This window comes from Paraglaciecola sp. IT1134, from assembly GCF_058068185.1.
In genome coordinates this window covers 3,681,245-3,700,214 of sequence record NZ_CM176486.1, presented here as the reverse complement: position 1 = coordinate 3,700,214, position 18,970 = coordinate 3,681,245, and the positions used below count along the sequence as shown (strand labels likewise).

General features: G+C 43.5%; 14 protein-coding genes. 12 read left to right on the top strand and 2 right to left on the bottom strand.

The genetic code is table 11. The annotated features are described in order from the left end of the window. Positions 1–68: 68 nt before the first annotated feature. The 3 genes from AC3RV5_RS16155 (at position 69) to AC3RV5_RS16145 (ending at position 2,428) form a co-directional block, all read left to right on the top strand. Positions 69–245 (top strand): hypothetical protein, encoded by a 177-nt coding sequence (locus AC3RV5_RS16155; RefSeq protein ID WP_489728627.1) that lies wholly within the window; start codon positions 69–71, stop codon positions 243–245. A gap of 45 nt (positions 246–290) precedes the next feature. After that, positions 291–1,427 (top strand): glycosyltransferase family 2 protein, encoded by a 1,137-nt coding sequence (locus AC3RV5_RS16150; RefSeq protein ID WP_489728626.1) that lies wholly within the window; start codon positions 291–293, stop codon positions 1,425–1,427. 326 nt (positions 1,428–1,753) lie between these two features. Next, a complete protein-coding gene (locus AC3RV5_RS16145; protein ID WP_489728625.1) occupies positions 1,754–2,428 on the top strand; it encodes a hypothetical protein in 675 nt (224 codons plus the stop codon). Positions 2,429–2,495: 67 nt separating this feature from the next. Here AC3RV5_RS16145 and AC3RV5_RS16140 read toward each other — a convergent pair whose 3' ends face one another. Both AC3RV5_RS16140 and AC3RV5_RS16135 read right to left on the bottom strand, forming a co-directional pair. After that, the gene (locus tag AC3RV5_RS16140; RefSeq protein WP_489728624.1) at positions 2,496–4,076 is read right to left on the bottom strand and encodes an FkbM family methyltransferase; all 1,581 of its coding nucleotides are present in this window, start codon (positions 4,074–4,076) and stop codon (positions 2,496–2,498) included. A 162-nt stretch (positions 4,077–4,238) separates the two neighbouring features. Continuing rightward, the gene (locus tag AC3RV5_RS16135; protein WP_489728623.1) at positions 4,239–7,772 is read right to left on the bottom strand and encodes a 6-hydroxymethylpterin diphosphokinase MptE-like protein; all 3,534 of its coding nucleotides are present in this window, start codon (positions 7,770–7,772) and stop codon (positions 4,239–4,241) included. A gap of 295 nt (positions 7,773–8,067) precedes the next feature. Between AC3RV5_RS16135 and AC3RV5_RS16130 the strand changes: the two genes are divergently transcribed. From AC3RV5_RS16130 to fliI, 9 genes are all read left to right on the top strand, one after another. After that, complete coding sequence (locus AC3RV5_RS16130; protein ID WP_489728622.1) at positions 8,068–8,874, top strand: flagellin N-terminal helical domain-containing protein; 807 nt, start codon at positions 8,068–8,070, stop codon at positions 8,872–8,874. A gap of 255 nt (positions 8,875–9,129) precedes the next feature. Then, positions 9,130–10,578 carry a sigma-54 dependent transcriptional regulator gene (locus AC3RV5_RS16125; protein WP_489728621.1) on the top strand — a complete coding sequence of 483 codons (1,449 nt, stop codon included), beginning with the start codon at positions 9,130–9,132 and terminating at the stop codon, positions 10,576–10,578. Positions 10,579–10,788: 210 nt separating this feature from the next. Then, positions 10,789–11,961 (top strand): sensor histidine kinase, encoded by a 1,173-nt coding sequence (locus AC3RV5_RS16120; protein ID WP_489732184.1) that lies wholly within the window; start codon positions 10,789–10,791, stop codon positions 11,959–11,961. 3 nt (positions 11,962–11,964) lie between these two features. Continuing rightward, entirely contained in the window at positions 11,965–13,308 is a 1,344-nt protein-coding gene (locus tag AC3RV5_RS16115) for a sigma-54-dependent transcriptional regulator (protein ID WP_489728620.1), read from the top strand. Between the two features lie 289 nt (positions 13,309–13,597). Next, the gene (gene fliE, locus AC3RV5_RS16110) at positions 13,598–13,939 is read left to right on the top strand and encodes a flagellar hook-basal body complex protein FliE (protein ID WP_489728619.1); all 342 of its coding nucleotides are present in this window, start codon (positions 13,598–13,600) and stop codon (positions 13,937–13,939) included. A 10-nt stretch (positions 13,940–13,949) separates the two neighbouring features. Beyond that, entirely contained in the window at positions 13,950–15,656 is a 1,707-nt protein-coding gene (gene fliF, locus AC3RV5_RS16105; RefSeq protein WP_489728618.1) for a flagellar basal-body MS-ring/collar protein FliF, read from the top strand. A 53-nt stretch (positions 15,657–15,709) separates the two neighbouring features. Further along, complete coding sequence (fliG, locus tag AC3RV5_RS16100; RefSeq protein ID WP_489728617.1) at positions 15,710–16,759, top strand: flagellar motor switch protein FliG; 1,050 nt, start codon at positions 15,710–15,712, stop codon at positions 16,757–16,759. A 24-nt stretch (positions 16,760–16,783) separates the two neighbouring features. Then, positions 16,784–17,584, top strand: a complete 801-nt coding sequence (fliH, locus tag AC3RV5_RS16095) for a flagellar assembly protein FliH (protein WP_489728616.1) — start codon at positions 16,784–16,786, stop codon at positions 17,582–17,584. Positions 17,585–17,593: 9 nt separating this feature from the next. After that, entirely contained in the window at positions 17,594–18,928 is a 1,335-nt protein-coding gene (gene fliI / locus AC3RV5_RS16090; RefSeq protein WP_489728615.1) for a flagellar protein export ATPase FliI, read from the top strand. Positions 18,929–18,970 lie beyond the last annotated feature (42 nt).

Here is an 18,970-nt window from a genome sequence, read left to right as displayed (position 1 = left end):
AGGAACCATACTCACCGACAAATAACAGAGGTTACTGGTGTCTAGTGAGAAGCCTTTAAGGATTATTATTGATTAGTAAATATGGTTATGCTGCCGGCGGAGCCAACCTAGTTGCTGAGCAAATCACCGACGCGCGGGTCACAAAGGGGCATCAAGTGCTGCAGTTTACTTGCGTTGCTGCAGAAGGATTTAATGATGTACGACGTCCTCTCTATGGTATTAGAGCTCAAAAATGGAATGCATGATGAAACAACTACAGCGCGACCATACTAGTTTTTGTGAACTTCTCTATGCAGCCTAAGTTTAATCCAAAAATTTCAGTCATAGTGCCTAGCTACAACCATGCTCAGTATTTGCCTGAGCGGCTTATGTCTATCAGAAATCAAACTTATAGTAATATTGAAATAATTTTGCTCGATGATGCGAGCGACGATAATAGTGTTGATACTCTCGAAAAATTTAAGCAATGTGAAAAAAGGGTAGTCCATACTGATTACAGCTCTGAAAATTCTGGACAAACCAACAGTCAATGGATCAAGGGGGTTGAAAAAGCACAAGGCGACTTTATATGGATTGCAGAAAGTGATGATGTCGCTAAGCCAGATTTTTTGGCAGTTTTACTAGAAGAATTTGCAGTCAATGAAGATATAGCATTGGCCTACTGTGATTCGTTAATAATAGATGAGCAGGGCGCCTCAATGGGGGGATACAACTATGCATCTAAGAACTATGCAAATATTTGGGATAAATCTTTTATAAAAGATGGAAAAGAACTTATTCGTGATTACTTTGTTTTTTCAAATGTCATTCCTAATGTTAGCGCGGTCCTATTTAAAAAAGAACATCTACAGAAGGCTCTTGTAGTAAATGATTTGAAATATTGTGGTGATTGGTCTTGCTACATAAGGTTAGCAATTAAAAACAAAATTTCTTTTGTTAGTCAAAAATTGAATCAATTTAGACTGCACGAAAATACCACTCGTAATCATGATGTGAAAAGTTATAATGTGGCGTTAAAAGAAAAAATATACCTTTTACGCTTGATTCGAGATAGCGGTGTTAATGACTGCTCTAGAAATATTGAGATTTCGTTGTCTTATTTGTATTCAAATAGAGATAAACACAAGCGTATTTTCAAACTCCTAAATACATTAGACAAAGAACACACGACTAAAAATACAGTACTATACGGGTACAATGATATCTGCGGTATTTTGATGAAAAAGAGTAAAAGAAAACGAAAAATAACTGCTATTCTTGATCAAAAAAGAGCTGGGGAATACTGTATGGGAGTGCCTGTTATAAATATCAAATCAATTGCTTTTTGCGATATTGATGTGGTAATTATTTGCTCTTTATCACACAGAAAAACAATGACAAATGAATTGACAAAGTTTGGCTTCGGGGGAGTTGTCATAGCTGTTTAAGCTTTGAATTGGTTAAGATGATTTTTTATCTTTCAATAAATATTTATTCAATGTGTTATTTGTGTACCATTAAAAATTCGTTATAAAAGATACTTTCAATATTAATAGGTAGCGAAATGGAAAATAAAGAATTTTGAGGCAATAAGTACGTTTGGACAACCAATTTGAAGAGTAATATAAATGTTGGGATAATGCCTGGTCCCAGTGGTCTTCATCCATTTATCCAAGAATACAACGAAAACTGCCATGTACAAATATCCTTGAATTAGCCAGTGTGTATTGTAGCGGCAGCGTTAATTTGGCCACATAATTAGAGAATGGATAAAATGTCTTCCTTAGAATTTGTCATTACTGGTACAGGTCGGTCGGGAACAGGTTATTTAAGTCGTCTACTAAGGATGCTGGATGTGCCTTGTGGCCATGAAACAATTTTCCACCCTTTTTTACGCGGTGACATTGTTGGGTATTCAAATAATAATTTTGTGGGTGACTCTAGTTGGCTGGCAGCTCCTTTATTGGAACAGCTGTCAGAACGAACGCAGGTGTTTCATCAGGTCCGCCATCCAATAGAGGTTGCGAGATCATTTTTAGGTATTGGTTTTTTTGATAAAAATCCAGCGTCAAGCCATACCCCTTACTTGGAGTTTGTTAGACGTCACCAGAGCTTCGACAGGATTATTGATGAATTTGAAAGGTTTATGTTTCATTGGGTCTGCTGGAATCAAATGGTTGAAATAAAGGCAAAAACTAGAGGCCTAAATTACCACCGCATCAAGCTGGAGGATATGGATGCAGAAACCATCAATATGAAGTTATTATTCAAGATAGGGCGATTGAGCACAATAGAAACAATCCAAAAGGCTCAAGCTGCATTAGGCACTATCACAAACCGTCGGATAAGACGGGAGGAAATTTCCTGTGAGAATCTCCCCAGAGGAGAAATCTTTGATAGGTTTAGGGCTCTAGCCATTGAGTATGGCTATGATATAGGAGCTCTCTAGCTGAGGTTACCTTTAAAATGTAAAACGATCACAGTGAATCATGTGCGGTGTACAATGAAGGCCTTAACTAAGTCTTAGTTTCTCTAAAAGGCTGAAATAAAAACTCTTCACAAGCATTATGGGTGAGTTGTGTATGACGCTCTTCGGGGATACATATTATATCATCATTTCGTATATATATTATATAGTTCCAGCTCATCATAAGCTCAAAAAGTTCATTTCTCAGATGGCTGAATTTTTCGAGACTCCAAGATTCTGTAATAATATATGGCCGTGATTTCTCGATTACCAATTCAGCGCCTTTCAAAATTGATGTTTCCATGCCTTCAGTATCTATCTTTATTAAGGCTATTTGAATATTGTTAAATTGTGTGTCTATTGTAGAAGTTATCATTTGGTTAAACTTGGTACAATTCGATGTTGGTTCTGCAACTCCTTCCAATCCGTCACGTATAGCTATCACGCTTATATCCAAACTTACTGACCCTGTGTAGCGTTCTTGGTAGTTGTCAAATTGAGGCACCTGAATATTAATGATAGCGTCAGCTAGAGGTATGCAGTACGGTTCTATAGTTTCTGATTGTTGATTTATTAGAATATGGCTACATAGGTGCAAAAATACACTTTTTTGACATTCAAAACAGTGTATTTTCTTCTTGCTTACCATATCTCGTGCGAGTGGTATGGCGAATGTTCCGATATTGGCGCCTACATCTATAATATCACCATCTATAGGGGCTATCTCTAGTATTCTTTTTGCAAAAGACGAGGTGAACAGTTCAAATTCATGATCATTAATTAGCGAATGTTGTATTGTTTCATAGGGATTTATAACCAAAAGTTCAATTTGATTGCAATTAATAATCGTTTTTTCTTTTGGAGTTATATTCCGCTTTATAGCGTCTAGAAAGTCCTTTCTTTTTTTTGCATAGCAATCATTAGGATGCCTGATGTACATAAGTGAGAAAATTTCACTTAGTTTTTCTGCCTCATTTGGATTACGCTGTTGGCGTGATGGAGATGTGGTGATATTGGTGAGAATTTCTTCAGTAAAGGCAATTTTTAATCCACTTATATTTGATAACAGGAAGTCCCAGTCCTCATGTGAATCAAGGTATGGATCAAATCTCTCACGCACAGAGTGATGTTTGATTAAAAAGGCGCTGATAGGTATAAAATTAGTTATGAAAAGAGTTTCAATATTGTGATTTGTTAGTTTGTTAATTGCTTTATTTAATATTACTTGTTGCTCATCTTCTTTTATCCAGTATGTATTTGAATAAACAAAATCAGCACTCTCTTGTCTGGCGGTTTTTAAAAGTGTATCAATAGAATTTGGCTCTATAAAATCATCGTCGTCCAAAAAAATAATATATTCGCCGTTTGCAATATCAAGACAATGGTTTCGTGCGCGTGAAACACCTCTTCTAGAATTTTGCTTACTATTCTGTATGAGCTGGATTGACAAGTTATCTATTGCCTGCAGTGCAATATCAAGTAAATCTTGACCGTCATTATAAATGATTAACTGAATGGGTTCGTTACATATTTTGGCTGCCTCTATAACGCTTTGATAAGCACGAATGAAAAGTAATTTCCTATCACATGTTGTCAAAATAACAGTTACACTTGGATTTGATTGGGGCATTAGTTTGGTCTCATGTGTCGTTTATATTTCCTTCTTAGGAAATATAAGATGAATAGTTTCATGTGGCGCATGCTGTGGGGTTTTATCAATAATATTTAACCCATGAAAGGCATTTTCCTGACATTTCGTCTCGCTAACAAGTGATGCTGTACATATGCTACGTTAACTTTTTAATACCTTTTGTTTTATATCTAAATGGCGCTTTTTTATATCTTTAAGACTTTCGTTAGATATGAGTGGCATTAATATGTCCTTGATTAATAATTTTTGGTGTATTGGTTTACCTGCTGTGCCGTTTTGTGAACTCTTTGAAGTATCCGAGGTTTGGTTATATAAGCAGATGTACGAATTATAATCCAACGCTAAATATTTCTCCGTAGGCAGGCAGAGTCTTTCATTATCAAAAGGTTCTGCTATGGAAGACCAATATTTTGGCAATATTATCGATGACTTATGGGCGTTTAAACATACTTTTATTGTTTGCCTTACAATCCATATTAAACCTCTAACAGCATGTTTTTCATTGACATGTGGGAATACTAAAGAAGTAATACCCAATCCCTGAAGTGTATTAACATGTTCGAATGAATCAGTTACAACTACTGTACTAAGTCTTCCTTTAGTCGGTACGGATTCAGTATTACTGGTCAGGAAATAAAGACAATAATCAGGTACATATTGTAGATTTCGACTCTCAACCAATGTGAGGGCTGATACTTTCAACCAAGGAAAGTCGAGTTGCAAGAAGTATAAAGCAAACTTTTTAAACTCAGAAGAATCTGTAACGATTATTAATTTTCCGTTTCTATAATTTAATTTTAAATACTCTAATTCTCTTACGTTAATATTGTATGATGAAATATCAAAAGATGAATCGGCAGTATTTACTAGTTCTAATTCTAATTTTATTTTTTTAACTGTTTCATGCCACTTATCTATTGCTTGTGACAAGCAAACCAAAAACGAGGTATCTTCAGTATTGATACTTATTAATTTAGTTAAAACCGCATTCGCATAATTCACTGTTCCGTACAAATAATAAAATAGCAGTGACTTGCCATTTTTATACGAAGAAAAAAGCATTTCTTTTTGTTTGTTAATTATATTGTTAATATCTTCCGTGCTGACAATCTCTTGTTCAAGTAGAGTTTCAAAGGCCTGTAGCTCTTCAATTAACACGTCATGTGAAAATTGTGCTTCATACTTCTCAATAAAATGGCTATTGAATTTGGTTGTAAATGCAGCACTTTTCATTTGCTGTAAAGCGTTTTTCTTCTGGTCTGTCGTTGCAACTATAAAAAGGTTTTCGATACGCAGTGGTGTTGTGCCTCCGATTTTTGCTCCATCACTACAGTTGTAAAATGTTTGTTCTTTGGGCTTCTTTTGAGTGACTTGTTCGATGGCTCTACATGAGAGCTTAAACTCATATTTAGTGTTCACTCTGGGCCGAAAGTTGCCTGGCACCACAATCGTCGTTATATTTTCTTTCGAATAGTCAAAGGTTTCCTTGCCATCCTCTTGGTAATAGCCCGAAGACTTCGAATGGTGGTGTTTTACATCGACAAAACCTAAATCGACCCCCATTAAATAGATGTGATTGAAGCCTAAAACACTGATCAGGTTAGTAACAAAGTTACTCACTGTGGGGAATGCATGTTGCAGTACTTCAAAGTGTTGGTTACCTAACACTTTTAAGGCTGAAACGGTTGACGATTCCCCTTCTTTAAAAGCTATCATTACATCTTTATACAGCTCGCAAGTATCGGGGTGAATACCGTTAGTCGAAATTAGGGTGATTTTTTTCAGAAATTCCAAGTCACCAACAAGGACAGCCCAATCAAAAGTACAGCGGTTTTGTTCTATTTCCGCATGAAAATCCGGTGTTATACCGTTGCGATGAAGGGCTTGCAATGCGGTGCCGCAACTGATGACTATTACCTGTTCTCGGCATTCTTTAATTGCGTCTATCGACATGTCCAACGAGGGCCCGTTACCTACGATAAAAACCGGTACTTCTTTATCGTCGTAGCTAAGTTTACTCGACGGATTATGGGTTAATACCGGAATGTTTCTTCTAAAACCCTCTTTGGTGTGCTCTATCCCATAATAGACAAAATCAAAATTTTCACCGATAGATATCACTATTTGCAATTGTTCTCTTAATTGGGCTATGGCTGAGTTTAAGGATGCATTGTAATAACTTTGATAAAAGTAGGTGTTATTCAGAATAAAGGGGCCAACAAAGTAAAATTGTTCGTAAAGATCATTAAATAACTGAGTACCATCATCACCGATGTTTAAATAAATTTTGGCGTCACTTGCTTCTATTTTTTCAAAAATCGTCTGCCAGTCTATAGCAAATAGCGAGGCATAGAAAAAATCTGGATTGGGTTCACAGATAAAGAGCTTTTCAACTTTATGCTCGTCGAGTAGCTTTTCAAGTTGATAACCAACGCCTAAACCAAACATGATAATTGATGCCACGGTCTCGGGTAATTCACCTAGTTCTTCTTGTGCCTCTGCCTCTTTCAGAAGCTTTTGGGTTTCATTGACAAACTGATAGTGGATATAATGAGCCAACTTGGTACCGCTATAACCTAGTTTTAGGCCATCTTTATTCGGTTGTTTATTAAAGTTTTCGAAATTTTGAATACAATCTTGCTTGGGTGACTTCCCATACCAGGTGTATAAACCTTTGCCTTTGAGTAAATTGATTTCATCGGTAGAACTGTTTATCGGTAGCCATACTTTGGGTTTGTAATCTTTGTATTCTAAATAGATATCCGGAAAATATTTTTCAAATGCCTTAAGGTTTTTCTTTAGTCGATTGCAGTCGCTTGAAACCGGCACTTGTTCAGTCAAGTCAATCTTAGGTGTCCAGGTGGGTATATACTCTAGATGATTGTTGACGGGCGTTATGTTAAATCCGTTATTGTATATATCTAACCAGTCGCGCTCACTGAGATCTCGATAAATTGAGTCAAAAACTTTCTGATTATAGTGCTTATAAATATAAAAACTCGATATGGAGGCATGTTCTTTAAGCTCATTTATGTCGTCTAATAGGTCACTTCCATCCTTTTCAAGCTGCAGAAATAATGAAGTGCCTTGTTTCTTCGCTAAAGCAAAAATATCCTGCCATGAGGTCGATAGAATTGAGCATTGGAAATACTGAACTTCAGGCTCATATATAATCAAGTGTTTGATTTTTTGGCGCTCAAGTAAATGTTTGATATGTAGACCAAGGCCGCAACCTAACACAACGAGACATTCCACCTCTTCAGGCAGGGGACGTTGCGCTTGCTCAATTTTAAAGCTCTTAAGTTTTCTAAAATTAAAGGTATCTTCGGTTTCTTTCCCTAACTCAGGTCTCGTTGCCCCATACGTTAGGTCAACACAAGGGCTATTTAGCAGAGCTTGTGATACTTGTTGGCTTATCTCTTCATTCGGATAAAAGCCATATAGTGTTCTGCCATTACTGTAATCGACAATATTGGTTTCGCCGTATTTATTATTGAACAACGAATAATTAGTGAGTTTCGAATATTGAAGATAAGGAAGTAGCGAGGGGATATTACGCTGAAAAGCATTCATATTATTTTTACGTGTTTCAACAATCTTCCGTGATAACTCATTTTCTAACTGAGTCTGTTTATCTTCATTTTGTTCTAAATGCAGCCGAATATTCTTTAACATAGCTCACTTACTTTAAATCTCAATGGTTTTACACTGGGCTTATAAATCAATAGATTGATAAGCAAAAAACGGGCCCATTATATAGGCGTTTAATTGACACAAAGTCTACCTAAGCATTTTGATAAAAGACAGAAGCAAACAATGTTTAGACATTCTGTACTATAAATGTATTTTATTTGCAGCGAATGTATAAAAATTCATACTAAAGGCTTGCTTACTTTTTAACCCGATGTTTGCTACTCTTGGACACAAGTTTTTAGTACGAACAGTTAAACGGGCTGCAAGGGGTAGGTTTATGATCAATCTAAACACAGATTCCAATTCTTCTTCATTGTTGCAACAGGTGCAGCAAAAACAAGAATCTATTTTTGAGAAACTGGCCTCAGGCAAAAAAATTAATGGTGCCGCAGACGGTGCCGCTGCCCAGCAGATTATTGATCGGTTGACATCGCAAGTTGAAGGCAATCGTCAATCTGTGGCCAACGCTTATGATGGCATATCACTGAGCCAAGTGGCAGAGAGTGGCTTGTCTGGCATTACCAAAGATGTGGATCGTATTCGAGAGTTGTCGGTTCAAGCCGGCAATGGCATTTTAAGCGACGCGGATCGCAGCGCTATTCAGGCGGAAGTGACGCAACTGCAAGAAAACATTACCCAAACCATAGAGCAAACCGAGTTTGCCGGTAAGCCGTTGTTAAGCAGTGATAGCAGTATCGATTTTCAGGTGGGCGCTAATGCCGGTCAGAAAATCGGCGTCGCTACCCAGGATATCGCGGCAGGCTTAACGGATGTACTGAATGTTGACTTAAGTACCGCTCAGGGGGCAGAGGATGCGCTTGTTGCAGCGGATGATGCAGCGCAGTTTGTTAGCGCGGCAAGGGCAGACCTTGGTGCTACCCAAAACCAGTTTGAAAGCGCGGCGCGTAATCTGACTCAAAGTAATATCAATGTCGCGGCCGCTCGTGGCCGTATTCAAGATACGGATTACGCCCAGGCAACATCAGAAAGTGCGGCGGCAGATATACTCAACCAGGCCAATTTAGCCGTGCAAGCCCAGTCGAATCAACAACAAGGCCAAGTACTTACCTTGTTAAATGGTTAGTCTGGCAATGAAGTTCATCCAAGAGCAGCTGGTCTGCTCTTTTTTGTGAGCACTAATTGACTGACGCCAGTAGCTCATGCAAAATGCCATCCAGCGAGTATCCTACAATAAATCGTAGCGGTTGTTTTTAGGGGGGGGCCAGTACTTCTACTAAAGGCTACCTATTTTGCAGGTAATGACTATTGCTATCCATCCGTGAATGGTTAAAATTACACCCAGTCGCATAATTAAAATAATAAACATATTGAGGGATGCATGAGCAATATTCTGATTATCAGTGGGCGGCCAAAGCTCGGGCATAATCTGAACACTATCCTGACGTTTCTAGGCGAATTTAGCACTGTTATCACATTTGAACAGGCTATGAGTACGCTAAAGGGCCATGCTGTTTTTGATGCAGTATTGATCGATGCGCAAGATCGTGAGTTGGCTTGTGACATTTATGACAAATTCCCATTGCAACCGTTTATTCTGGTTGATGTCAAAGATCCTGAATTCAAAAGTGCAGGCAATTGCGTTGGTAAGGTCAATACCGCCGTCACTTATCCTGTGCTCACGCAAATGTTGCATCGCTGTCAGGAGCACAGGCGCCTACAACCGAACCGCACCACCAGTCCGCAAAATAAAACCAAACTATTTCGTAGCCTGGTAGGTAAAAGCAAACAAATTCAGCATGTACGGCATCTTATCGAACAGGTCGCGCCTACCGATGCCAATGTATTGGTGCTGGGCGAATCCGGTACCGGTAAAGAAGTGATTGCGCGCAATGTGCATTATTTGTCCAAACGCGGCAGCAATACCTTTATTCCCGTCAATTGCGGGGCTATTCCCGGTGAACTGCTTGAAAGCGAGTTGTTTGGACATGAGAAAGGGGCATTTACCGGCGCAATAAATACCCGTAAGGGCCGTTTTGAGCTTGCCGAAGGGGGAACACTCTTTCTGGATGAAATCGGCGATATGCCCCTGCAAATGCAGGTCAAGTTGCTTAGGGTATTGCAAGAACGAACTTACGAACGAGTAGGGGGCACCAAGCCGATTAAATGTGATGTGCGAGTGGTGGCCGCTACCCATCGCAATTTGGAAGAAATGATTGCTGATGGCCAATTTAGAGAAGATTTGTATTACCGGTTAAATGTATTCCCTATCGAAAGCCCGGCTCTGAGGGATCGCAAAGAAGATATTCCACTTTTACTGCAAGAGTTGGTGTCTCGTATGGAGCGCGATAATGCCCAAATCAAATTCACCGAAAACGCCATGAAATCTATGATGGAGCACAGCTGGGCTGGCAATGTGCGAGAGTTATCTAACCTGGTGGAAAGGTTGATGATTTTGTACCCCCAGCAACTGATCGATCTGCATGACTTACCGCCTAAATACCAACATCTGGATGTGGAAGCCTACCAGCCAGAGTACCCTGATGAACTCTTGGAGCGAGAAGCCTTAAACGCCATGTTTGGTGCAGGGGCCCAAAGCGATGATGACGGTGACGGGCCTAATGGTGAGTGTGCCGAATCCGATGTGCTCACTTCATTGCCACCAGAGGGCATCAACCTCAAAGAGTATATTTCGGAAATGGAAGTGAGCTTGATTTCCCAAGCCCTAGAGCAGCAAGACTGGGTGGTGGCCCGTTCAGCCGAAGTGTTAGGTATGCGCCGCACAACCCTGGTTGAAAAAATGCGCAAATACGATATCAGCAAAGCTTAAGGGCTCATCCTGTCGAAGTGTCATTTCATTGACGATAAAATCCCACTGATTTAATTGTAAGCTTTTGATTTTCAATGCTTTATTTGTTGGCATAAGATGTGCTTGCTCTATCCTGTATTAAATCTGTCTAAGTTTTGACGTGAGGAATATATGGCATTGAGTAACTTGGTTTCCCTTAACAAAAAAGCCCGCGTATCGGTGAGCGCACCCTTGGCCCTTGCTTCCTCTACGGATCTTCTTAAACCGGATCTATCCAGACCGGGTCCATCCAGACCGGGTCCATCCAGACCTGACCAACCCAACGAATTACAGTTGTTACGGCAACAAGCCACGCGCCTCGAACATTTGCTGCAAGTTATGCCTGCTGGGGTGGTGGTTATCGACGGTAAGGGCCTGGTTAAGCAAGCTAATCAATTGGCGAAATCCCTATTGGGTGAGCCTATCGAAGGGCAGGTGTGGCGCAGTATTATTCAACGTTCTTTCCGTCCACAAGCTGACGATGGCCATGAAGTCTCGTTATATGACGGGCGCAAGGTCAAGCTGTCGATCACGCCTTTGATGAACGAACCGGGTCAACTTATCGTACTGACGGATTTAACCGAAACCCGTCAATTACAGCGTCGTATCGGTCATCTGCAAAGATTGTCTTCTTTGGGTAAAATGGTGGCCTCACTGGCGCACCAGATCCGCACACCCCTATCCGCCGCTATGTTATATGCGGCCAACCTGTCAAACGGGAACCTGGGCAAGGAGGCACGTCAGCAGTTTAGCGATAAATTGATTTCTCGCTTGCGGGATTTAGAAAGTCAGGTAAATGATATGCTGTTGTTTGCTAAAAGTGGCAGTGAACAAGTGGTGGTGGATTTATCTATGCAAGCCTTGTTCACCGAAGTGCAAGGTGCGGTTGAGGCCTTGCTGACGCGCCACAATGCCTCACTTGAATTAATTTCCCCCAAAAGCGATATCACCATTTTGGGCAACAAAACCGCGCTTTGTGGCGCACTACAAAATCTGATCCACAATTCTTTATTGGCCAAACCCCAGGGAGCAAAAATCATTCTGAGTATCCAGCATGATAGTGAGCGACCTGAATGGGTCAACCTGTCGGTAACAGACAATGGACCCGGTATTGCAGAAGACAAGTTGCAGGCCATATTCGAACCTTTTTATACCACCCGCAGTCAGGGTACAGGATTGGGGCTGGCCGTGGTGAAAACCGTTGCTCAGTCACATCATGGCGAAGTTGCTGTTACAAACCTTGAGGCTGGTGGGGCGTGTTTCACCCTGAGTCTACCCGTGCTGAAAAGGCAGATAACAACACCAGTTGTCGCCACAGACCTTCCCCCATCACAATTATCACATGCCCAAGTGGCAAGGAGCTGAGCTATGTCTCAAGCAACAGTCTTAATAGTCGAAGATGATGCCGGCCTACGTGAAGCCCTGGTCGATACCCTATTGTTAGGTGGTTATAAGGTTGTGGATGCCGACTGCGCTGAGCGGGCCATGATCATGTTAGCAGACCAGTCTGTGGATCTGGTGGTCAGTGATATTCAGATGGGAGGGATGAGTGGCCTTTCATTACTGCGCAGCTTAAAAAACAAATACCCGAATCTACCCGTGTTGTTAATGACGGCCTACGCAACTATCAATGATGCTGTGCAGGCGATGCGTGATGGTGCCACGGATTATTTATCCAAACCTTTTGCCCCTGAAGTGTTGTTAAATTTGGTCGGGCGTTATGCACCGGCGCAAAAAGTGGAATCTCGCAACCCAATCGTTGCCGATCCCTCAAGTATCCAATTACTCGAATTGGCACAAAAAGTCGCGGCGTCCGATGCCACCGTGATGGTGCTTGGCCCCAGCGGCTCAGGTAAAGAAGTGCTGGCCCGTTATATTCACGACAAATCATCCAGAGCCGACCAGGTCTTTGTCGCTATCAATTGCGCAGCCATTCCGGAAAACATGCTTGAAGCCACCTTATTTGGTTACGACAAAGGTGCTTTTACTGGCGCATTGCAAGCCTGCCCGGGCAAGTTCGAACAAGCACAGGGAGGAACCTTGTTGCTGGATGAAATCAGCGAAATGGACATGGGTTTACAAGCTAAACTGTTGCGGGTCTTACAAGAAAAAGAAGTAGAACGTTTAGGCAGTCGTAAAACCATTCCCCTGGACGTGCGCGTGATCGCCACCAGTAACCGAAATATACGTCAAACCGTTGAGTCAGGTGAGTTTAGAGAGGATCTTTATTATCGTTTAAATGTATTTCCTTTGACCTGGATGCCATTGGATAAACGCCCCGGTGATATCGTGCCACTGGCAACCCACCTGGTTGAAAGACACAGCAAAAAACAGGGCGTGGCCGCCATCAAGTTTACCAGTGCAGCCCGCAGCAAATTATTACAACATAGCTGGCCGGGTAACGTGCGCGAGCTGGAAAACGTGGTGCAGCGGGCATTGATACTCTGTGACGGTGAAAAAATAGACGCCCAGGATTTGATGATTGAAACTGATTTACCCAATACCTGTATCGAGGGGCAAATTAGCTTTGAAGACGATAGCAGTAAACTGGGTTCGGAATTGCGTCAACAGGAACATCAGATCATTCTGGATACGTTGCAATCTTGTCATGGTCGGCGTAAAGATGTAGCCGAACGTTTGGGCATTAGCCCTCGTACGTTGCGTTACAAGTTAGCCAAGATGCGCGAAGTCGGTATAGAGTTGCCCGCTTAGCTTTATTGGCTCAGCCCGATGCTAATCTCCTACATAACAGTATAAAAACCGCCATTAGAGGCGGTTTTTATATAACAAACAGAAAACTCCTGCCTGGACTTTTCTGTAAACCGCCCCTTACCCGGTATTCTAGTCCGCCGTCAATAAACTGACAAGATACCGCAAGTCCCTTAATAAATAAGCTAACAATCTGAAATATATAAATAAAATTGTTTGGCATTAACCTTGCTATATTCAGGATATACCTTAGTAAAACCGTCACTTATGAACGCGTTTCACGGAGCACACCATGGATATCAAAGCACAATCTCTTTACCAAGACATGCAAAGCATGGCTCTGCAAAGCAAAGCTGGTGTTGGGGAGATCCCCGGATTTAATTTGCCAGGGATCCAAAGCAATCCTTCCGGCGAGAACTTTGCCGATATGCTGGGCCACGCCCTTGAATCCGTCAATAGCATGCAGTTGCACGCCAAAGGTCAGGCTGAGGCTTTCGAGATGGGTGCCAAAAACCTAAGTCTGGCGGATGTGATGATCGCCAAAGAAAAATCCGGGATTGCCTTTGAAGCCACCATCCAGGTACGTAACAAAGTGTTGGACGCTTACAAAACTATCATGAACATGCCGGTCTAGGAGTTAATCAGTGGCAGATCCAACAGGCACAGAATTGGCAATGAGTGATACGGGGTCAAACCTGTATACGCCAGATTCGGAGCACGAACAAAAATCCGGTTTTATGGACTCTCTGGGCTCCACGGATATGATGCGTCAACTCACTTTGGTGGTGGCGTTGGTAATATGTGTGGCGATCGCCATATTTATCATGATCTGGGCCCAGGAGCCTGACTATCGGCCTTTGGCAAAAATGGAGACTCAGGATCTTATCGAAGCACTGGATTATTTCGATCAAAATCAGATTGATTATCGTCTTGAAGGCAACACCGTTTATGTCAGTGATAGTCAGTACCAGTCGATTAAACTGGGCATGGCTCGCCAGGGGCTTAGCCAGGGCGCATCTGAAGGCACCGATATTATCATGCAAGATATGGGGTTCGGCGTCAGTCAGCGAGTAGAAAAGGTGCGCCTTAAACATGCCCGGGAGCAGCAACTGGCCAGAACATTGGAAGAAATGAGTTCTGTGGGCCGGGCCAAAGTGCTACTGGCTTTACCCAAAGAAAATGTATTTGCCAGCCGTGAGAAAAAAGCCAGTGCCACTGTGGTTATTACCTCTAGGCGCGGCGGCGTGATTTCCAACGAAGAAGTCAGTTCCATTGTGGATATAGTCGCATCGGCTGTACAAGGTCTTGAACCCGAGCGGGTAACCGTCACCAATAGTAACGGTCGTTTACTTAATTCTGGCTCCCAGAGTTCTGATTCAGCACGCTCCAAAAAAGAATTTCAAATGGAGCGTCAGCGTGAAAGTGAATATCTGACAAAAATCGACGCAATTTTGATCCCGGTTTTGGGGCTGGGTAACTATACCGCTCAGGCAGATGTGACCATGGATTTCACCTCGGTAGAACATACTAAACGCAGTTATAACCCTGATTTGCCCGCAGTGCGCAGTGAGATGACGGTGGAAGATTCCAGTATCGGCGGGGTGATCGCAGGTATTCCTGGGGCGTTGACCAACCAGCCACCTCTGGATTCGACTATTCCCGAACAAGCCAATGGTGCCAACACTCAAACCAGCACACCAGGGCGCAGTCACAGCGAAGCGACCCGCAATTATGAGCTCGACACCACTATTAGTCATACTAAACAACAAGCGGGTGTCATTCACCGCTTAAGTGTCTCTGTCGCCCTTGATCACGTGCCAAGTGTGGCTGCCGATGGTGTCACGACTATGGTTCCGCGCACCCAAGCACAGTTGCTCGATATTCGCCGATTGTTGCAGGGCGGAATTGGCTTCGATGTTACCCGTGGTGATTCACTGGAAGTGGTTAGCATTCCATTTAGCCGCGAAGGCGTAGTTGAGATAGCTGAGTTACCGATTTGGGAAGATCCCAAGTTTATGCCCATACTTAAACTGCTGGTGGGTGGTTTAGTGATTATTGTCTTGATCCTAGCTGTTGTACGGCCCATGCTACGCAAACTTATTCACCCTGAAGACACCACCGGTGGTGACGATTTCGATGCCGATGAAGGTTTGGACTTAGGGGATGAAACCATTAGCATGCTGGCCCAGGAATTTGATGATTCCCAAGTGGGTTTTGCTGCCGATGGCTCCTTTATGTTACCGGATCTGCACAAGGATGAAGATGTCCTTAAAGCCGTGCGCGCCCTGGTGGCCAATGAGCCTGAGTTGTCCTCACAAGTGGTTAAAAACTGGTTGTTGCAAGATGAATAAGCAACTGAGTCTCGTGTCATACCAATCTGTTATTATATTAAGAGAACATTATCATGCCAGCTGAAAAAGCCGAGTCGACCGAAGTTGCCAGCACAGGTTACGATGTTGGCAAGCTTGAGGGCGTAGAAAAAGCGTCCATTTTATTGCTCAGTTTGACCGAAGAAGACGCGGCGCAAATTTTAAAACACCTTGAACCCAAACAAGTGCAGCGTCTAGGTCAGGCCATGGCGCAAATCGATGATATGACCCAGCCGAAAATCACGGCTGTGCATAAACATTTTATCGAAGAGATCCAAAACTACAGCACCATAGGTTTCCAGAGCCAGGACTTTGTCAAACGCGCCCTGACGTCTGCCTTGGGAGAAGACAAGGCCGCCAACCTCATCGATCAGATTTTAATGGGAACCGGGGCCAAAGGTCTGGATTCACTCAAATGGATGGACTCCAAACAGGTGGCCAGCATTATTCGCAACGAACACCCGCAAATACAAACTATTGTCATGTCGTATTTAGATGCCGAGCAATCGGCGGAGATCCTGGGCCAGTTCCCGGAAAAAGTGCGCCTGGACTTGATGATGCGGGTAGCTAATCTGGAAGAAGTGCAACCCGCAGCATTGCAAGAACTAAACGAAATTATGGAGAAACAATTTGCCGGACAAGCAGGCACCCAGGCCGCCAAAATGGGCGGCTTGAAATCTGCAGCGGACATTATGAATTACCTGGATACCAATATTGAAGGCCAGTTAATGGATGCTATCCGTGAACAAGATGAAGAAATGAGCCAGCAAATTCAGGACTTGATGTTCGTATTCGATAACTTAGCTGATGTTGATGATCGGGCTATTCAGGCCATTTTGCGTGAAGTCCAGCAAGATGCCCTGCTCAAAGCCATCAAAGGTGCCGACGAAAATCTTAAAAGCAAGATCACCTCCAACATGTCCAAACGGGCGGCGGACATGCTGCTCGATGATCTTGAGGCCCTGGGACCGGTACGTATCAGTGAGGTCGAAGCTGCTCAGAAAGAAATCCTGGCGGTTGCGCGTCGCTTAGCGGATGCGGGAGAAATTATGCTCGGAGGCGGCGGCGGCGATGAATTCTTATAAAGTCAGCTTTTGGCTGACAAGTCTATGAATCATGATTTTCCAGAGGGCAAGGATGACCATATTAAAACCTGGGACTTGCCCTACATCGAAGACGAACGCAAGTTAGCCGATAGCCAGACTACAGATGCGTTGAATCATCGTCCTAACTGGCAATACGAACCACCAGAACAAGCGCCGGAGGAAGAGTTCCATCCTCCCACTGCCCAGGAAATTGAAGCTATTCGGGCAGCCGCTCAGGCCGATGGTTTTGCCGAAGGACAACAGGAAGGTTTCGCCCAAGGACAGGCTCAGGGGTTAGAAGAAGGTAAGGCCGAAGGTTTGACCCAGGGCTTGGAAGAGGGCAAGGCTCAAGGTTTAGCCCAGGGGCAGGAAGAGCAAGAGCAACACAGCGCGTTATGGCAACAACTCATTCAAACTTTATATGCACCTGTGGCTACGGTTGAACAAGAGTTGCAGCAGGAATTGGTATTATTGGCGGTATCCTTGGCCAAGGCGGTCATTCGCAGTGAGATCAAGACCAATACAGATATCATTTTTGCTGCGTTGAGTGAAGGCCTCAAGGCTTTACCTATTCAAGAATCCCAGTATCAAATCCATTTACATCCTCAGGACATCGAGTTGATCAAAGGTCACTTCAGTGAGCAGGACATCGAAAAACATAATTGGCAGTTGATTGAGGCCCCCAATTTAGCCAGGGGAGGGTGCGATATTGTCACCCAAAGCAATGCCGTTGATGTCAGTATCGAGCGACGGATGCGTGACGTACTAGACAAATTTTTGCTGGAACAGGGGCTGGCCCAGATTGATCCCAATCAAGAGACTTAGACAAGTACCATGAGCAGCCAAATTCTAGCCAATATCAAGGCACTGCAACAACAAGTACCTAAAGCTCCTACTGTCGCCGCAGGTAAGCTTGTGCGTGGTATTGGCCTGACTTTGGAAGCGGTGGGTTGTCAAATGCCTGTGGGCAGTCAATGTTTAATTCAAACCGTGGATGGTGAAATTGAAGCCGAGGTCGTAGGATTCGCGGAAAATATTACCTACTTAATGCCAACCCAAGCCGTCAAAGGTATAGTGCCTGGCTCCAGGGTTCAACCCTTGAACCGGGAACAGGGCATACCCGTGGGCATGTCATTACTTGGGCGGGTAGTGGATGGCAATGGTCAGCCACTGGACGGCTTGGGGGCTATTGTTGCTGAGAAACGTGTCCCTCTGACACGGCCACCGATGAATCCTTTGTTACGTAAACCCATAACTCGTCCCTTAGATGTTGGGGTCAGGGCGATAAACACTATGATCACCGTGGGCAGTGGTCAACGTATGGGGTTGTTTGCCGGCAGTGGAGTGGGGAAAAGCGTATTGCTGGGCATGATGACTCGGGGCACCACCGCCGATGTGGTCGTGGTGGGTTTGGTGGGTGAACGTGGACGGGAAGTGAAAGAGTTTATTCAGGACATTTTAGGAGAAGAGGAGCGTAAAAAATCGGTAGTGGTGGCCGCGCCTGCGGATACCTCTCCTCTGATGCGCCTAAAAGGCTGCGAAACAGCCGTTACTATTGCCGAATACTTTCGTGATAAAGGCATGAATGTCTTGTTGCTGGTCGATTCGTTGACCCGCTATGCTATGGCTCAGCGAGAAATCGCCCTGGCGGTGGGTGAGCCTCCCGCGACTAAGGGCTATCCGCCATCGGTATTTGCGCGTTTGCCTGCACTAGTGGAACGAGCGGGTAATGGTTCGGAATCCCAAGGCTCTATCACCGCATTTTATACCGTATTGACCGAAGGGGATGACTTGCAAGATCCCATAGCAGATTCTGCTCGGGCGATCCTCGATGGGCATATAGTCTTGTCTCGGGAACTCGCCGATTCTGGGCATTATCCGGCAATAGACGTGGAGGCATCGATCAGTCGCGTGATGCCCATGGTAGTAAGCCCGGAGCATTTGCAAACCGCCCGGCGCATTAAACAAGTGTATTCAACCTATCAGAAAAATCGCGACCTAATTAGCATAGGTGCTTACACCCGAGGCAATGATCCGCGGATCGATTTGGCTATCAATGCGGAGCCGGCAATCAACGCTTTTTTACAACAGGGCATGCAGCAAATCCTGACCTATGATGAATGTCTCGAGACCATGACCAAACTCGGCAGCGGACTAGGTAAAGCCTGATGTTATCCCTGATGATCTTGTTACAAGTTTTGAGCGTCGTCA

Coding starts and splice junctions, on each gene's coding strand:
- AC3RV5_RS16150 (WP_489728626.1), top strand. CDS start 291: ATGCAGCCTAAGTTTAATCCAAAAATTTCAGTCATAGTGCCTAGCTAC.
- AC3RV5_RS16145 (WP_489728625.1), top strand. CDS start 1,754: ATGTCTTCCTTAGAATTTGTCATTACTGGTACAGGTCGGTCGGGAACA.
- AC3RV5_RS16140 (WP_489728624.1), bottom strand. CDS start 4,076: ATGCCCCAATCAAATCCAAGTGTAACTGTTATTTTGACAACATGTGAT.
- AC3RV5_RS16135 (WP_489728623.1), bottom strand. CDS start 7,772: ATGTTAAAGAATATTCGGCTGCATTTAGAACAAAATGAAGATAAACAG.
- AC3RV5_RS16130 (WP_489728622.1), top strand. CDS start 8,068: ATGATCAATCTAAACACAGATTCCAATTCTTCTTCATTGTTGCAACAG.
- AC3RV5_RS16125 (WP_489728621.1), top strand. CDS start 9,130: ATGAGCAATATTCTGATTATCAGTGGGCGGCCAAAGCTCGGGCATAAT.
- AC3RV5_RS16115 (WP_489728620.1), top strand. CDS start 11,965: ATGTCTCAAGCAACAGTCTTAATAGTCGAAGATGATGCCGGCCTACGT.
- fliE (WP_489728619.1), top strand. CDS start 13,598: ATGGATATCAAAGCACAATCTCTTTACCAAGACATGCAAAGCATGGCT.
- fliG (WP_489728617.1), top strand. CDS start 15,710: ATGCCAGCTGAAAAAGCCGAGTCGACCGAAGTTGCCAGCACAGGTTAC.
- fliH (WP_489728616.1), top strand. CDS start 16,784: ATGAATCATGATTTTCCAGAGGGCAAGGATGACCATATTAAAACCTGG.
- fliI (WP_489728615.1), top strand. CDS start 17,594: ATGAGCAGCCAAATTCTAGCCAATATCAAGGCACTGCAACAACAAGTA.